The 14,884-nt window shown below is 66.4% G+C and carries 14 protein-coding genes; 7 read left to right on the top strand and 7 right to left on the bottom strand.

Annotated features, from left to right (window positions below; translation table 11 throughout):
• Window positions 1–64: 64 nt before the first annotated feature.
• The gene (gene secG / locus QM019_RS04250) at window positions 65–319 is read left to right on the top strand and encodes a preprotein translocase subunit SecG (RefSeq protein ID WP_125105896.1); all 255 of its coding nucleotides are present in this window, start codon (window positions 65–67) and stop codon (window positions 317–319) included.
• On the opposite strand, the gene pgl is transcribed toward secG, so the two are convergent.
• Genes pgl through tkt form a run of 6 tightly spaced genes read right to left on the bottom strand, consistent with a single transcriptional unit; the run spans window position 303 to window position 8,405 of the window.
• Window positions 303–1,061, bottom strand: a complete 759-nt coding sequence (gene pgl, locus QM019_RS04245) for a 6-phosphogluconolactonase (RefSeq protein WP_125105897.1) — start codon at window positions 1,059–1,061, stop codon at window positions 303–305. The two genes, secG and pgl, sit on opposite strands and share 17 nt — an antisense overlap.
• Window positions 1,058–2,011, bottom strand: a complete 954-nt coding sequence (locus tag QM019_RS04240; RefSeq protein ID WP_282824427.1) for a glucose-6-phosphate dehydrogenase assembly protein OpcA — start codon at window positions 2,009–2,011, stop codon at window positions 1,058–1,060. The genes pgl and QM019_RS04240 overlap by 4 nt, the downstream gene beginning before the upstream one ends.
• Complete coding sequence (gene zwf, locus QM019_RS04235; protein WP_282851983.1) at window positions 2,008–3,546, bottom strand: glucose-6-phosphate dehydrogenase; 1,539 nt, start codon at window positions 3,544–3,546, stop codon at window positions 2,008–2,010. The genes QM019_RS04240 and zwf overlap by 4 nt, the downstream gene beginning before the upstream one ends.
• Before the next feature lie 3 nt (window positions 3,547–3,549).
• The gene (locus tag QM019_RS04230) at window positions 3,550–5,151 is read right to left on the bottom strand and encodes a glucose-6-phosphate isomerase (protein WP_282851982.1); all 1,602 of its coding nucleotides are present in this window, start codon (window positions 5,149–5,151) and stop codon (window positions 3,550–3,552) included.
• A 21-nt stretch (window positions 5,152–5,172) separates the two neighbouring features.
• Window positions 5,173–6,282: a transaldolase gene (gene tal / locus QM019_RS04225; protein ID WP_282851981.1), complete on the bottom strand. Its 1,110-nt coding sequence runs from the start codon at window positions 6,280–6,282 to the stop codon at window positions 5,173–5,175.
• A gap of 26 nt (window positions 6,283–6,308) precedes the next feature.
• Complete coding sequence (tkt, locus tag QM019_RS04220) at window positions 6,309–8,405, bottom strand: transketolase (RefSeq protein WP_282851980.1); 2,097 nt, start codon at window positions 8,403–8,405, stop codon at window positions 6,309–6,311.
• A gap of 182 nt (window positions 8,406–8,587) precedes the next feature.
• On the opposite strand from tkt, the gene QM019_RS04215 reads away from it, so the two are divergent.
• Window positions 8,588–9,535: a heme o synthase gene (locus QM019_RS04215; RefSeq protein WP_282824418.1), complete on the top strand. Its 948-nt coding sequence runs from the start codon at window positions 8,588–8,590 to the stop codon at window positions 9,533–9,535.
• Between the two features lie 138 nt (window positions 9,536–9,673).
• On the opposite strand, the gene QM019_RS04210 is transcribed toward QM019_RS04215, so the two are convergent.
• The gene (locus QM019_RS04210) at window positions 9,674–10,600 is read right to left on the bottom strand and encodes a COX15/CtaA family protein (protein ID WP_282824416.1); all 927 of its coding nucleotides are present in this window, start codon (window positions 10,598–10,600) and stop codon (window positions 9,674–9,676) included.
• A 201-nt stretch (window positions 10,601–10,801) separates the two neighbouring features.
• On the opposite strand from QM019_RS04210, the gene sufB reads away from it, so the two are divergent.
• The 5 genes from sufB to QM019_RS04185 are packed head-to-tail and all read left to right on the top strand — an operon-like array spanning window position 10,802 to window position 14,859.
• Window positions 10,802–12,220 (top strand): Fe-S cluster assembly protein SufB, encoded by a 1,419-nt coding sequence (gene sufB, locus QM019_RS04205; RefSeq protein ID WP_282824414.1) that lies wholly within the window; start codon window positions 10,802–10,804, stop codon window positions 12,218–12,220.
• A 5-nt stretch (window positions 12,221–12,225) separates the two neighbouring features.
• Window positions 12,226–13,413, top strand: a complete 1,188-nt coding sequence (gene sufD / locus QM019_RS04200) for a Fe-S cluster assembly protein SufD (RefSeq protein ID WP_282851979.1) — start codon at window positions 12,226–12,228, stop codon at window positions 13,411–13,413.
• A complete protein-coding gene (locus QM019_RS04195; RefSeq protein WP_282824410.1) occupies window positions 13,410–13,742 on the top strand; it encodes a non-heme iron oxygenase ferredoxin subunit in 333 nt (110 codons plus the stop codon). Before sufD ends, QM019_RS04195 begins: the two co-directional genes overlap by 4 nt.
• Before the next feature lie 2 nt (window positions 13,743–13,744).
• On the top strand, window positions 13,745–14,506 hold the full coding sequence (gene sufC / locus QM019_RS04190) for a Fe-S cluster assembly ATPase SufC (RefSeq protein WP_282851978.1): 762 nt from the start codon (window positions 13,745–13,747) through the stop codon (window positions 14,504–14,506).
• Between the two features lie 20 nt (window positions 14,507–14,526).
• Entirely contained in the window at window positions 14,527–14,859 is a 333-nt protein-coding gene (locus QM019_RS04185) for a metal-sulfur cluster assembly factor (RefSeq protein WP_125105909.1), read from the top strand.
• The last annotated feature ends 25 nt before the right edge of the window (window positions 14,860–14,884 follow it).

Below are 14,884 nucleotides of genomic sequence, written 5' to 3'. Positions count from 1 at the left end.
GCCTATACTCGGACGGGGCCTTTATCGGCTCCGTCCGAGTTTTTATTGTTGTCGAGAGGACACCGTGGACATTCTGCTGGTCATTTTGCAGGTGGTGCTCGCGATCACGAGCGTGCTGCTCATCCTGTTTATCCTGCTGCACCGAGGCAAGGGTGGCGGACTCAGCGATATGTTTGGCGGAGGCGTGACCACGAGCGCTCAGTCCTCTGGCGTGGCCGAGAAGAACCTGAACCGACTCACCGTCTGGACCATGGTGATCTGGGCCCTCGCGATCGTCGTGATCGGCATTCTGACGAAGTTCGTCACGCCTGTCGCGTAGCGGCGGCGTCGGCGTAGACGCGCACCTCGAGGCGTGCGCGGACGCGCGACACCGGTGACTCCTCGGCGCTTGCACTGCCCGTTCGGGCAAGTGTGAGCGCCGATTGCTTTTCCGCACCCGTGGCGAAAACCCAACAGCGGGCGGCGGCATCGAGCATGCGGAAAGTGAGCGTCACGCGCATGGGCGGCGGCTTGGGAGCGTCATCGACGGCAACCGCGAGGGCAGAAGTCTCGGCCGGTAGACGGCCGGGGAAGAGGGATGCGGTGTGCCCGTCGGGCCCCATGCCGAGCAGCGCAAGATCGAGGCTTGGCACGCCGTTCGACTCGCGGATGGGGACGTGCCGAATGAGTCGCTGCTCGTACTCCGCGGCCGCCTCGGCGAGCGACATACCCAAGTCCCGCGCGGCAGCGATGTGGAGTTGGCTGGCGGGAAAGTCCGTCGCCTGACGCATGGCCGCGACGACCGGCGTCGCGTTGCGTTCGTCGGTGCCGCGATTGACGAACCGCTCGTCAACAAACCAGACATGCACGCGCGACCAGTCGAGGTCGCGGGCATTGCCGAGCTCGACCATCGCCGGCACGACGACGGTGGCGAGGGAACCACCCGACACTGCGAGGTTCGCGGCTCCGTGTTCGGTGATCGCCCTCGCCAGCACGTCGACGACGTCGCTGGCGAGGATCTTCGCCAACTCAGCGGCGTCGGACCCAACGATGAGGTCAGCATCGGCGAACGTCGAGGTCATCGTTCCTGCTCCGTGAGCTCACGATTCGACGCGGCGATCTCGGGCACACCCTCGAGCAGAACTGCCGCGTAGATCGGGTCGGCGGCGAAGGAACGCAGCTCCTCGCTGAGCACCGAGAACCGATTACGGATCGCCAGCGGCACGATCTGGTCGGGCTGGTCGGGCTGGCTCAGGATCGCGGTGTCCTTCGCCGTGCGGCGGAGTTCGATCACGCCGTCGTGGCGGAATAGCTTGACGGCGCGAAGGTTGCCCGCGAGGTCGTCGTCGGAGAACTGCAGGGTGACCGGCACCTTGAGGTAGTGCGCCAGCCAGCCCGCCATGAGCAGCGTGCTCGTGGTGAGCTTGCGGTAGATGACCTCGGCGCCCGTGATCGGGTCGTAGGGTGGCTGATCGAGCACCGAGGCGAGCTGGGCACGCCAGCGGGTGATGCGGGCCCACGCGAGGTTGGTGTCGCCGCTTTCGTAGCCCTCGGCGAGCTGCGCGAGGGTGGCGAACGGTTCGGCGACTTTGAAGCTGTCGACGATGCGCAACTGCGCGAGCTCGCCGAGCGGGTTCTGGGCCGGGTGTGTCTCGGAGCAGTCGGGCCACCACGTCACAACCGGCGTGTCCGGCAGCAGCAACGGCTGGATGAGCGACGCCGGGTCTTCCGAGGCGGGGCCGGAGGCGTGGAGCACTACGACCTCGCTCGCGCCGGCGTCGGAGCCCACGCGGATCTCCGCATCGAGCTTCGCGCCGTCGCCGTCGGGGTAGGTGTGCACCACGATGACGCGCATCGGATGCTCGCCAGAGGCCTCGTTCGCCGCCTCAATCGCATCTTCGTTGACGTCCGAGGTGGCGACGACGATGAGCGTGAGCACGCGACCGAGGGCGATCGCGCCGCCCTCTTCGCGCATGCGGATGAGTTCGCGAGCGATCGCCGAAGAATTCGTGTCGTCGAGCGTGACAATCATGGGCGCCTCCAGGTTCGGTTGTCGCGCGCGAGTAGTTCGGTGGCGGATGCGGGGCCCCACGAGCCGGGCGCGTAGAGTTCTGGCGCACCGAGCGACGACCAGTACTCCTCGACCGGGTCGAGAATCTGCCAGGAGAGCTCGACCTCCTCGTGACGGGGGAAGAGGGGCGGGTCGCCGAGCAGCACGTCGAGGATGAGGCGCTCGTAGGCCTCGGGGCTCGACTCGGTGAACGCGTGGCCGTAGCCCATGTCCATTGTCACGTCGCGCACGCGCAGTCCCGAACCGGGCACCTTCGAGCCGAAGCGCATCGTGACGCCCTCATCGGGCTGCACGCGGATCACGAGCGCGTTCGGGCCGAGCGACACGCGGTCGGTGGGGGAGAACAAATAGCCGGGAGCATCCTTGAAGGTCACGGCGATCTCGGTCACGCGGCGGCCGAGGCGCTTGCCGGTGCGCAGGTAGAACGGCACGCCGAGCCAGCGGCGAGTGTCGATCTCGAGGCGCAGGGCTGCGAACGTTTCCGTGGTCGACTCGGCGTTCATGCCGTCCTCGTCGCGGAACGCCGGCACGTAGAGGCCGCCCTGCCAGCCGGCCGAGTACTGGCCCCGTGCGGTGCTCTTGGAGAGGTCGTGGCCGAGATGCACGGCCGACAGCACCTTCTCTTTCTCGTTGCGCAGGTGGTTCGCCGCGAAACTCAGCGGCTCCTCCATAGCGGTGAGCGCGAGCAACTGCAGCAGATGGTTCTGAATTACGTCGCGCGCTGCACCAACGCCGTCGTAGTACCCGGCGCGGCCGGACACGCCGATGTCCTCGGCCATCGTGATCTGCACGTGGTCGACCCAGTTCGAATTCCACAGCGGCTCGAACATCGTGTTCGCGAAGCGCAGCGCGAGGATGTTCTGCACTGTCTCTTTGCCGAGATAGTGGTCGATGCGGAAGATCGAGTCGCTCGGGAACACGCCCTCGACAATGCCGTTGAGCTCACGCGCCGATTCGAGGTCGTGGCCGAACGGCTTCTCGATGATGACCCGGCGCCACGAACCGTACGGCGCCTCGGTCAGCTCGGATGCGCGCAGCTGCCCGGTCACCTCGGCGAAGGAGCGCGGCGGAATCGAGAGATAGAACGCGTAGTTGCCGCGGGTGCCCCGCTCGAGGTCGAGGCGGGCGAGCGTGTCGCGGAGGCCCGTGAACGCCTCCGCGTCATTGAACTCACCGCTGACAAACCGCAGACCCTTTGCGAGTTGCAGCCAGACATCCTCGTTCCACTCGGTGCGCGCGTGGTCAACGACGCTCTGTCGCACGAACTCGCGGAACTGGTCGTCGCTCCATTCGCGGCGGCCGAAACCGACGATGCCGAACGAGGGCGAGAGCAGGCCGCGGTTCGCGAGGTCGTACACCGCGGGCAGCAGCTTCTTGCGGCTCAGGTCACCCGTGACGCCGAAGAACACGAGGTTGCTCGGGCCGGAGATGCGGTCGAGCCGCCGTTCGCCGACCGGTCGCAGCGGATTCGCTGGAGTGGAAAAGGAGGTTGGCACGATCTAGATGTCTCCGAGGAGTCCGAGGAGCTGCTGCACGCCGCCTCGAGCGTCGGTCAGGTTGAGGCGCAGCACCGGCATACCGTGGTCCTCGAGCACCGACGCGTCGCCCGCGGCCTGCGCGTGAATGAGTTCGCCGAAGCTGAACGGGCGGTCGGGGATCGCGAACTGCGTCGCCGAGTCGGTCGTGATCTGCAGGAACACGCCGACGCGTGGGCCGCCCTTGTGGAACTGGCCGGTCGAGTGGAGGAATCGCGGGCCCCAGCCGAAGGTCACAGGACGACGGGCCCGGTGCGCCACGGCATCGCGGATCTGCGCGAGATCGGCGAGGCCGAGCCGGTCGGCGTAGGCCTGGATTGCGACGTAACCGCCCTCGGGCAGCTGCGCGAGCAGTGCCTCGATCGCGCCGAGCACGGTGCTCTGGCCGTCGGTGAGCTCGGCGGAGCCGCGCACCTCGATGTCGCCCTCCGAGAATGCGGGATCGACGGGGGCCGGCGTGGCGTCGAGCAGTGCTCGGGCCGCAGCCTTCGCCGACTCGACGTCGGGTTGGTCGAACGGGTTGATTCCGAGGAGCTTACCGGCGACCGCGACCGCGACCTCCCAAAGCAGCATCTGTTCGGCGAGCGAGCCCGAGACGTTGATCTCGTCGCCGAGCGCGGGCTCGGCAGCAGCATCCGCGACGAGGCGAACCACCTGCAGGTCGGGGATTGGCAGGCCGACCTCGGGAGCATCCTGGTGGAGGACGACGGGCAGCAGGCCCTTGCCCTCCTTGCCGGTCGACTCCGCGATGAGCTGCTCGGCCCAGTCGCCGAAGCCGACGATGTCGGTGCCTTGCTCAACGATGCCGATGTAGGTCCTCACCGGCTCGCCGCCAGCAAGCGCCGCGCCGAGCACGAGGCCCGGGTTCTGGGGCGAGTCGGCCTCAAGGTCGTCCTTCACGGCCGCCACCGGGGCGAGGAAGGCGTCCAAGTCAAGCCCCGCCAGGCCTGCGGGCACGAGCCCGAACGCGGTCATGGCCGAGAAGCGGCCACCGACGGTGGGGTCGGCGAGAAAGACGCGGTAGCCGGCCTCCTTCGACGCCGCCTCGAGCGGCGAGCCCGGGTCGGTGACGATGAAGATGCGCTCGGTCGGGTCGATGCCCGCGGCGGTGAACGCTGCCACGAACGCCCGGCGCTGCGAGTCGGTCTCGAGCGTCGAGCCGGACTTCGACGAGACAACGACGGCGGTGCGCTCGAGGTCGGTGTTGACCGACGCGGCCAGCTGCTCAGGGTCGGTCGAGTCGAGCACGACGAGCGGAATGCCCGCGGTGCGAGTCATGACTTCCGGCGCGAGGGAGGAGCCGCCCATGCCGCAGAGCACGATTCGGTCGACGCCCTTGCCGTTGAGCTCGTCGCGGAGCTGCACGATCTCGGGCACGAGCGGTGCCGAGACCTCGGCCGCGTCGACCCAGCCGAGGCGCTTCGACGACTCGTCTTCTGCCGCGGCACCCCACAGGGTGTGATCCTTGGCGAACAGACGACTCGCGAACCTCGAGTCGATGAGCGACTCGAGGTGGCGCTGCACCGCTTCGGTTGCGGCGCCGGACGTAGATACCTTGATGCTCATGGGGTGCTCCTTCGCGGCGGGCTACTTGCTCTGTTCGAGCTGCTCGGTGACGGTGTCCTGGAGCTGTGACCAGGAGACCTTGAACTTGTCGACGCCCTCGACCTCGAGCAAGTCAACGACCTCGGTATACGAGATTCCGAGGTCATCGATCGCATCGAGCAGGATGTTCGCGTCGTGGTAGGTACCGGTGACCGAGTCGCCGCGGATCTCGCCGTGGTCGGCGACCGCGTCGAGGGTGGCCTCGGGCATGGTGTTGACGGTTTGGTCGGCGACGAGCTCGGTCACGTAGAGCGTGTCGGGGAGGGACGGGTCCTTGACACCGGTCGATGCCCACAGGGGACGCTGCGCGTGTGCGCCCTCGTCGAGCAGCAGCTTGGCGCGCTCGGAGGTGAACGACTCCTCAAAGACCTGGTAGGCGAGGCGTGCGTTCGCGATGCCGGCCTTGCCCTTGAGGGCGCTTGCCTCGTCGGTGCCAAGGGCGTCGAGCCGCTTGTCGATCTCGACGTCAACGCGGCTGACGAAGAACGAGGCGACCGAGCGGATGGTCGAGAGGTCGATGCCGTTCGCGCGCGCCTGCTCGAGGCCGGTGAGGTAGGCGTTGATGACCTCGCGGTAGCGGGGCAGCGAGAAGATGAGCGTGACGTTCACCGAGATACCGTTCGCGATCGCCTCGGTGATCGCCGGGAGGCCCTCCTTCGTGGCGGGAATCTTGATCATCACGTTCTTGCGGTCGACGAGCTCCCAGAGCTGCTTCGCCTCGGCGATGGTGGCATCCGTGTCGTTCGCGAGCAGCGGCGAAACCTCGATGGAGACGCGGCCGTCCTGCCCATCCGTTGCTTCGGCCAGCGGCGCGAACAGGTCGCAGGCGTTGCGGACGTCGGTCGTCGTAATCACGGTGATCGCCTCGTCGGTGGTGGCATCGCGCTCGGCGAGCTCCTTCACCTGCGGGGCGTAGGACTCACCGTTCTTCAGCGCTGCGGCAAAGATCGACGGGTTCGTGGTGACGCCGACAATGTTGCGCTCGTCGATCAGGGTCTGGAGTGAGCCCGATTCGAGGCGGTCACGCGAGAGGTCATCGAGCCAGATGCTGACGCCCTGGTCGGAAAGCTGCTGGGTGTTGGGGTTCTGCATGAGGTCCCTTTCAGAAAACGCGGTGCTTAGTTGGCCGCGAGCGAGTCGTGGGCGGCTTCGATGACGGCCTCGGTGGTAATGCCGTAACGGCGGAGCATTTCGCCGCCGTCGGCCGAGGCACCGAAGGTCTCGACCGAGACCGAGCGGCCGCGCGTGCCGAGGAACGGCGCCCAGGTCAACGCGAGGCCGGCCTCGACGCTGACGCGGGCGGTGACGCTCGCCGGCAGCACCGCGCTGCGGTACTCCTCAGGCTGGGCGAGGAACCACTCCTGCGACGGCATCGCGACCACGCGGGTGGGAGTGCCTTCGTCCTCGAGCACGGCACGAGCGTCGAGTGCGAGCGAGACCTCCGAGCCGGTGGCGATGAGGATGACCTCGGGGGCGCCGCTGCGGGCCTCGGCGAGGATGTAGCCGCCCTTCGCAAGGTTGCTCGCCGCGGCGAGCGTGTCGCCGCTCGCGTCGCCCTCGCCGCGCTCGAGCACGGGGAGGTCCTGGCGCGAGAGCACGAGACCAATCGGGCCCTCATGCTGCTGCAGCGTGGCGAGCCACGCCTGCGCGGTCTCCGCACCGTCGCTCGGGCGGATGATCGTGAGGTTCGGGATGGCTCGCAGCGCGGTGAGCGACTCGACCGGCTGGTGGGTCGGGCCGTCGCCACCGAGGGCGATCGAGTCGTGCGTCCAGACATAGATCGCGGGGATGTTCATGAGCGCGGCGAGGCGCACTGCCGGGCGCATGTAGTCGCTGAACATGAGGAACGTGCCGCCGAAGGCGCGCGTCTTCCCGTGCAACACGATGCCGTTGAGGATCGCCGCCATTGCGTGCTCGCGGATGCCGAAGTGGAGCACCCGGCCGTACGGCTCGGCGGTCCAGGTCGACGTCGAGTGCTCGACGGGGGCGAAGGACTTGGCGCCGTCGATGGTCGTGTTGTTCGAGCCGGCGAGGTCGGCCGAGCCACCCCAGAGTTCCGGAAGCAGCGGCGCGAGGGCGTTAATGGTCTTACCCGAGGCCTTGCGGGTCGAGACCTTGGCGGTGCCGGCGAAGTCGGGCAGCGCATCCTCGATGCCCTCGGGCAGCTCACCGGCCTCGAGCCGGTCTAGCAGCTCCTTGCGCTCGGGCTCACGCTCGGCCCACGCAGCGAAGTCGGCCTCCCACGCGGCGCGAACCTCGCGCATCCGCTCGCCGAGCTGACGCGTGTGAGCGAGCACCTCGTCCTCGACCTGGAATGTGGCCTCCGGGTCAAAATCGAGGAGTTCTTTGATCGCGCGGATCTCGTCGGAGCCGAGCGCCGAGCCGTGGGCTGCGCCGGTGTTCTGTGCGTGCGGGGCGGGGAAGGCAATGTGGTTCTTGAGGATGATCAGGGTCGGGCGGGCAAGCTCGCCCTGCGCCGTCTCGATCGCCTCGGCGAGGTCGTCGATGTCTTCGGTGACCTTGCCGTCTTCGCCGAGCCAGTTCACCTCAAGTACCTGCCAGCCATACGCCTCGTAGCGCTCGGCGACGTCTTCGGTGAAGGCGATGTTGGTGTCATCTTCGATCGAGATCTGGTTCGCGTCGTAGATGACGATGAGGCGGCCGAGCTGCTGGTGGCCCGCGAGCGACGAGGCTTCTGAGGTGATGCCCTCCTGCAGGTCACCGTCGCCGGCGATCACATAGGTGTAGTGGTCGAACGGGCTCGCACCCTCTTCAGCCTCGGGGTCGAACAGGCCGCGTTCGTAGCGCTGGGCGTACGCGAAGCCGACCGCGGTGGCGAGGCCTTGGCCGAGCGGACCCGTGGTCATCTCGACGTGTGCGAGGTGGCGGTACTCGGGGTGGCCGGCAAGCGGCGATCCCCACTGGCGCAGGTGCTTGAAGTCGTCGAACTCGACGCCGAAGCCGCCGAGGAAGAGCTGCGTGTACTGCGTGAGGCCCGCGTGGCCGTTCGACAGGATGAAGCGGTCGCGGCCGAGCCAGTCCTGGTCTGCGGGGTCGTGCCGCATGATGTGCTGATAGAGGAGGGTTGCCACCGGAGCCAGGCTCATCGGGGTGCCGGGGTGGCCGCCACCAGCGTTCTCGACAGCGTCAGCCGCCAAGAGTCGGGCGGTGTCCGCAGCACGCTGGTCGAGGTCGGTCCAAATGACGTTGGGCACAGGTGTCCTCCAGATAGCAATAACGAGGTCAAGGCACGCCGATCGGCGATGTGTCCACACTAGCGCCGCGGGATCGCGCGAAACCTTAGTCGTGTCCTCGAAGTCTGGCGCCAAACGGGTAGACTTGCAGGTATTGAGCAAGTAAAGGGCAGGTATCTGTGACAACCGATCGATTGACAGGCATGTCAAGCGCAGTTTCAGCAGCCGGTGACGGCGCGTCGAAGGCGACATCGATTGGGTTGAAGCGCAAACTCGCCGCCTACGTGGCGCTCACGAAGCCCCGCATCATCGAGCTGTTGCTCATCACGACGCTGCCGACGATGCTGCTCGCGGCCCGGGGCATCCCGTCGGTCTGGCTCATGCTCGGCGTACTCGTGGGGGGCGGGTTGTCCGCTGGTAGCGCAAACGCGTTCAACTGCTACTTCGACCGTGACATCGACCGTGTCATGAAGCGCACCGCGAAGCGGCCGCTCGTCACTGGCGAACTCTCCGACCGCGAGGCGCTCGTGTTCGCGTGGGTGCTCGGCGTCGTGTCGACCGCGGTGCTGTGGCTCGTCGCCAACCCGCTCACCGCAGCGCTTTCCGTCGGGGCCATCCTGCTTTACGTCGTGCTCTACACGCTCATTCTCAAGCGCCGCACCGACCAGAACATCGTCTGGGGTGGCGTCGCCGGCTGCATGCCCGTGCTCATCGGCTGGGCGTCGGTCACCAACTCGCTGAGCTGGGAGCCGCTGCTGCTGTTCCTGCTCATCTTCCTCTGGACTCCCGCGCACTACTGGCCCCTCTCGGTCAAATACGCAGCCGACTACGACCGCGCCGACGTGCCGATGCTCTCGGTCACCGAGGGCGAGGGGTCGGTCGCCCTGCAGTCGGTCATCTACGCGTGGGCCACGGTCGTCGGCAGCCTGCTGCTCGTGCCGGTCGCGCCGATGGGCTGGATCTACACGATCGCCGCCCTGGCCGCTGGGGCCTGGTTCGTCATTGAGGCGCACCGCGTTTACAGCCACGTCGTGCGCCAGACCGGCCTCGCGCAGCCGATGCGTGTATTCCACCTGTCGATCCTCTACCTGACCGTCGTGTTCCTCGCGGTCGGCGTCGACGCGCTCGTCTACCTGCCGCTGGTTCCATAGCCGCGCGTCCGACTGGCCCTCGGGCCGGTTGCCGGTCGTCGCGGTTTTCTCGGGACGATGCGGTTGTGGCTGCATCGATGTTGGAAAATCGCATCGATGCTAGAAAACTGCGGCGGGGCTGGGCGGACGCGCGGCCCGCTACTTCGCGCGGCGGGCGTTGACCAGGTTCACCGTGAGCACCGCGATAACGGTGACCGCGAGGATCATGTGGGTGCCGACAGACCAGACCGGCAGGCCGGCTCGCGATTGGTAGACGCCGAAGGCGATCTGTATGACCACCAGGATGAGCAGGGTCACACTTGACGCCTTCGTGCGCGCGAGCTTGCTGCGCAGGACGAACACCATCATCACGACGAGCGCCGCGGCCAGGGCGTAGGCCGGCCACGAGTGCACGTGCTGCATCACGACCGGGTCGAGCCCGTTCCGCGCGGCAATCGTGTCGCCAGCATGGGGGCCGGCGCCGGTGGTGAGCACGCCGACGACCTCGGTGATCCACGTCAGCACCGTGACGACGATCAGGCTCACCCACAGGCCGCGCGGGGCACGGGGCGCATCCGCCGCCGGCAGCGGCTCGGCGTAGCGGACGCGCTGGAGCAGCAGCGCAGCAATAGCGACGATGGCCGCTGAAAAGAGGAAGTGCACGCCGACGATGCGCGGGTCGAGGTGGAAGATCACGGTGATGCCGCCGATGATTGCCTGCACGATGATGAGCACACCGATGAGGAACGCCGGGATGCGCAGGCCGAGCTGCCTCGGGGCGTTGCGCACGGCGAGGTAGGTCAGCAGGGCGACAATCACGAGCAGGCCGGTCAGCGTGCGGTTGCCGAACTCGATCAGGCCGTGGATGCCCATCTCCTGCGTCGGCACGAGCGACTCGGTCGTGCAAAGCGGCCACGTCGGACACCCGAGGCCCGAGCCAGTGAGTCGCACGAGGCCGCCGGTGCCGACGATGAGGATGTTCACGACGAGGTTGGCCCAAGCCAGCCCCCGAGTCCAAGCGGTAACCGAGTTCGGCAGCAGGAACGATTGAACCGATTCCGGCAGCATGAATTTGGACCGTGGCACAGGGGCACCTCTCAGTTTGTGGCGAACACGCCCGAGAACCATGGGTGGTGGCTTAGACTCGAGGATGGTGTTCAGTTCGCGCGATCTTGGCCTCCCGGAGAACCCACGGGAAGGAATCGGCGCTGGAATTTGTTTCATTCTATGCGGGTCCCCACGATCCTGGCGCGAACCTGAACCGATGACGACAAGAAAGAGGTAGGGATGTCTGATCTGCTCATCGACCGCCCCGAGCTTAATGACCTTGGTCAGTATGAGTTTGGCTGGCACGACCCTGACGTAGCCGGGGCCTCAGCGAAACGCGGGCTCAGCGAAGACGTGGTGCGTGACATCTCGCGCATCAAGAATGAGCCCGAATGGATGCTCGAGCGTCGTCTCAAGGGACTGCAAATGTTCGGCCGCAAGCCGATGCCGACGTGGGGCGCCGACCTCAGCGGTATCGACTTCGACAACATCAAGTACTTCGTGCGTGCGTCGGAGGCTCAGGCCCAGACGTGGGAAGACCTCCCCGACGACATTCGCAACACGTACGAGCGTCTCGGCATCCCCGAGGCCGAGCGGCAGCGCCTTGTCGCGGGCGTCGCGGCCCAGTACGAGTCCGAGGTCGTGTACCACCAGATCAACGAGGAGCTCGAGCGCCAGGGTGTCATCTTCATGGACACCGACACCGCGCTGCGCGAGCACCCGGAGTTCTTCGAGGAGTACTTCGGCACCGTGATCCCTGCCGGCGACAACAAGTTCGGTGCGCTCAATACCGCGGTGTGGTCGGGTGGCTCGTTTGTGTACGTGCCCAAGGGCGTCCATGTCGAGATTCCGCTCCAGGCCTACTTCCGCATCAACACTGAGAACATGGGCCAGTTCGAGCGCACGCTGATCATCGCCGACGAGGGCAGCTACGTGCACTACATCGAGGGCTGCACCGCCCCGATCTACAAGAGCGACTCGCTGCACTCGGCCGTCGTCGAGATCATCGCGAAGAAGAACGCGCGCGTTCGCTACACGACGATCCAGAACTGGTCGAACAACGTGTACAACCTCGTGACCAAGCGCGCCATCGCAGAAGAGGGCGCGACCATGGAATGGGTCGATGGCAACATCGGCTCGAAGGTGACCATGAAGTACCCGTCGATCTACCTCACCGGTGAGCACGCCAAGGGCGAGACGCTCTCGGTCGCGTTCGCGGGCCCTGGCCAGCACCAGGATGCTGGCGCCAAGATGATCCACATGGCACCGCACACGCAGTCGTCGATCGTCTCGAAGTCGATCGCCCGCGGCGGTGGCCGTGCCGGTTACCGCGGCGAGGTTCGCATCGCTGAGAACGCACACAACTCGGCCAACTCGGTCGTGTGTGACGCGCTGCTGGTCGACAACATCTCGCGCTCCGACACCTATCCCGCAATCGACATCCGTGTTGACGACGTGCAGCTCGGGCACGAGGCCACGGTCACGAAGGTGTCGGCGGAGCAGCTCTTCTACCTCATGAGCCGAGGCCTCGAAGAGACCGAAGCCATGGCCATGATCGTGCGCGGCTTCATTGAGCCGATCGCGCGCGAGCTGCCGATGGAGTACGCGCTCGAGCTGAACAAGCTCATCGAAATGAACATGGAAGGATCGGTCGGCTAAGCAATATGACGATCACTGAGACTCCGCGCCTGCCCGAGAGCGCCGGAAAGTTCGTCCCTGTCCAGACGCGTTCGGAGCGGCCAGCTTCGTTTGCGCCCGAGGATTTCCCTCAGCCCACCGGTCGCGAGGTTGACTGGAAGTACGCGCCGATCAAGAAGCTCGCGCCGCTCTTCGAGGACGCCGCCGGCGACGGCAGCGTCACGGTCGAGGTCGCCGGGCCGAGCGAGGTGCGCACCGGCACCCTCGCCCCCGGCGAGGCGCCCCGCGGCACCGGGTTCACCCCCGAGGGCCGCGCCGAGGCCATCGCCTCGAAGTACGCGACCGCGACGCACATCGTGATCCCGGCCGACGCATCCCTCGACGCGCCCGTGTACGTGCGCGTGACGGGCGCGGGCGCGCAAACCCGCGATCTCGTCCACCTCGTGCTCCAGGCCGAGTCGAACTCGACCGCCACGATCGTGGTGGAGCACTCGGGCTCGGCGCTCGTGAGCGAGAACGTTGAGATCCTCGTCGAAGACGGTGCGAACCTCGACGTCATTGCGATCCACGAGTGGGACGACGACGCGGTGCACACCGGCGCACACCAGGCGGCCATCGGCAAGGATGCGACGCTCAAGCACACGCTCGTCACGTTCGGCGGCGACGTCGTGCGGGTCAATCCGTCGCTGCACCTCAACGGTGCTGGCGCCGAGGGCATCGCGAAGGGCCTCTACTTCTCGGATGCGGGCCAGCACTTCGAGCACCAGGTCTACATCGACCACGCCGGCGAGCGCACCACGAGTGACGTGAACTACAAGGGCGCCCTGCAGGGCGACGGTGCTCGCGCCGTCTGGATCGGCGACGTGCTGATCCGCCCGACCGCGGTTGGCACCCAGAGCTACGAGCAGAACCGCAACCTGGTGCTGTCGAACGGCGCGCGCGCCGACTCGATCCCGAACCTTGAGATCGAGACCGGCGACATCGCAGGTGCCGGCCACGCTTCGGCGACGGGCCGGTTCGAGCAGGAGCAGCTGTTCTACCTCATGGCCCGCGGCATCGACGAGCTCACCGCCCGTCGGCTCGTCGTGCACGGCTTCCTGAACGAGATCGTGCAGTCGATCAGCGTGCCCGAGGTGCAGGAGCGCATGCGCGAAACCCTCGAGCGTGAACTGGAGGCGAGCACCGAAGCGATGATGGCGGCGAGCGCCGTATGAGCTTCGAACGAGTCTGCGGCGTCGACGACGTCCAGGTTGACTCGCCGATGCGCGTCGAACTCGCCGACCAGGTGATCGCGCTCGTGCGCGACTCGGCTGGCGACGTCTTCGCAATCGGCGACCGCTGCACCCACGGCGACATCTCGCTCTCGGAGGGCTTCGTCGAAGACGGCACCCTCGAGTGTTGGGCACACGGCTCGCAATTCTCGCTCTGCACCGGGTGGCCCAAGTCGCTGCCCGCGTTTGAACCAGTTCCAGTCTTCGCCGTCAAGGTCGAAGACGACGCAATCTTCATTGACCCGACTCCGATCTTTAAGGAGAACAACTAGCAATGTCCGTTCTTGAAATCAGCAACCTTCACGTGCAGGTCGAGACCGACCAGGGCCCCAAGGAGATTCTCAAGGGTGTTGACCTCACCCTGAACTCCGACGAGATCCACGCCATCATGGGCCCGAACGGCTCGGGCAAGTCGACGCTTGCGTCGTCGATCGCCGGCCACCCGGCCTACGAGGTGACCGAGGGCTCGGTCAAGCTCGACGGCGAAGAGGTGCTCGAGATGTCGGTCGACGAGCGCGCGAAGGCCGGTCTGTTCCTCGCGATGCAGTACCCGGTCGAGATCCCGGGCGTCACGCTCTCGAACTTCCTCCGCACCGCAAAGACCGCGATCGACGGCGAAGCGCCCGCGATCCGCGGCTGGCTGAAGGAGGTCCGAGGCTCGATGGACAACCTTCGCATGGGCAATGAGTTCCTCGAGCGCAACGTCAACGAGGGCTTCTCGGGTGGCGAGAAGAAGCGCGCCGAGATCCTTCAGCTTGAGCTGCTCAAGCCGAAGTTCGCTGTGCTCGACGAGACCGACTCGGGCCTCGACGTGGACGCGCTGCGCATCGTCTCGGAGGGCGTCAACCGCGTCAAGGGCGACACCGGCATGGGTGTTCTACTCATCACCCACTACACGCGTATCCTTCGTTACATCAAGCCCGACTTCGTGCACGTGTTCGTCGACGGCCGTGTGGCCGACGAGGGTGGTGCCGAGCTCGCTGAGAAGCTCGAGAACGAGGGCTACGACAGCTACCTGCAGGCCGCGCAGGCCTAACTAACTGGAGGAGGGCCAACATGGCACTCGTTTCACTCGAACCCGCGCGCTACGACGAAATCGAAGAGGCGCTCAAAGAGGTCGTTGACCCCGAACTCGGCGTCAACATCGTCGACCTCGGCCTGATCTACGGTCTTGACTGGGAAGACGAGCTCGACGCCCTCGTGATCTCGATGACGCTCACCTCGGCCGGCTGCCCGCTGACCGACGTGATCGAAGACGAGACCGCGAAGGCGCTCGACGGGCACACCGAGCGATTCAAGATCAACTGGGTCTGGATGCCGCCTTGGGGTCCGGAGAAGATCACCGACGACGGTCGCGAAATGATGCGCGCCCTCGGGTTCAACATCTAGCGAAACGCGATCGAGCGGGGCTCGG

This window comes from Gulosibacter sediminis (genome assembly GCF_030011715.1).
GTDB classification, from domain to species: Bacteria; Actinomycetota; Actinomycetes; order Actinomycetales; family Microbacteriaceae; genus Gulosibacter; species Gulosibacter sediminis.
The sequence above is the reverse complement of the archived record's forward strand: the minus strand, read 5'-3'. Positions and strand labels throughout refer to the sequence as shown.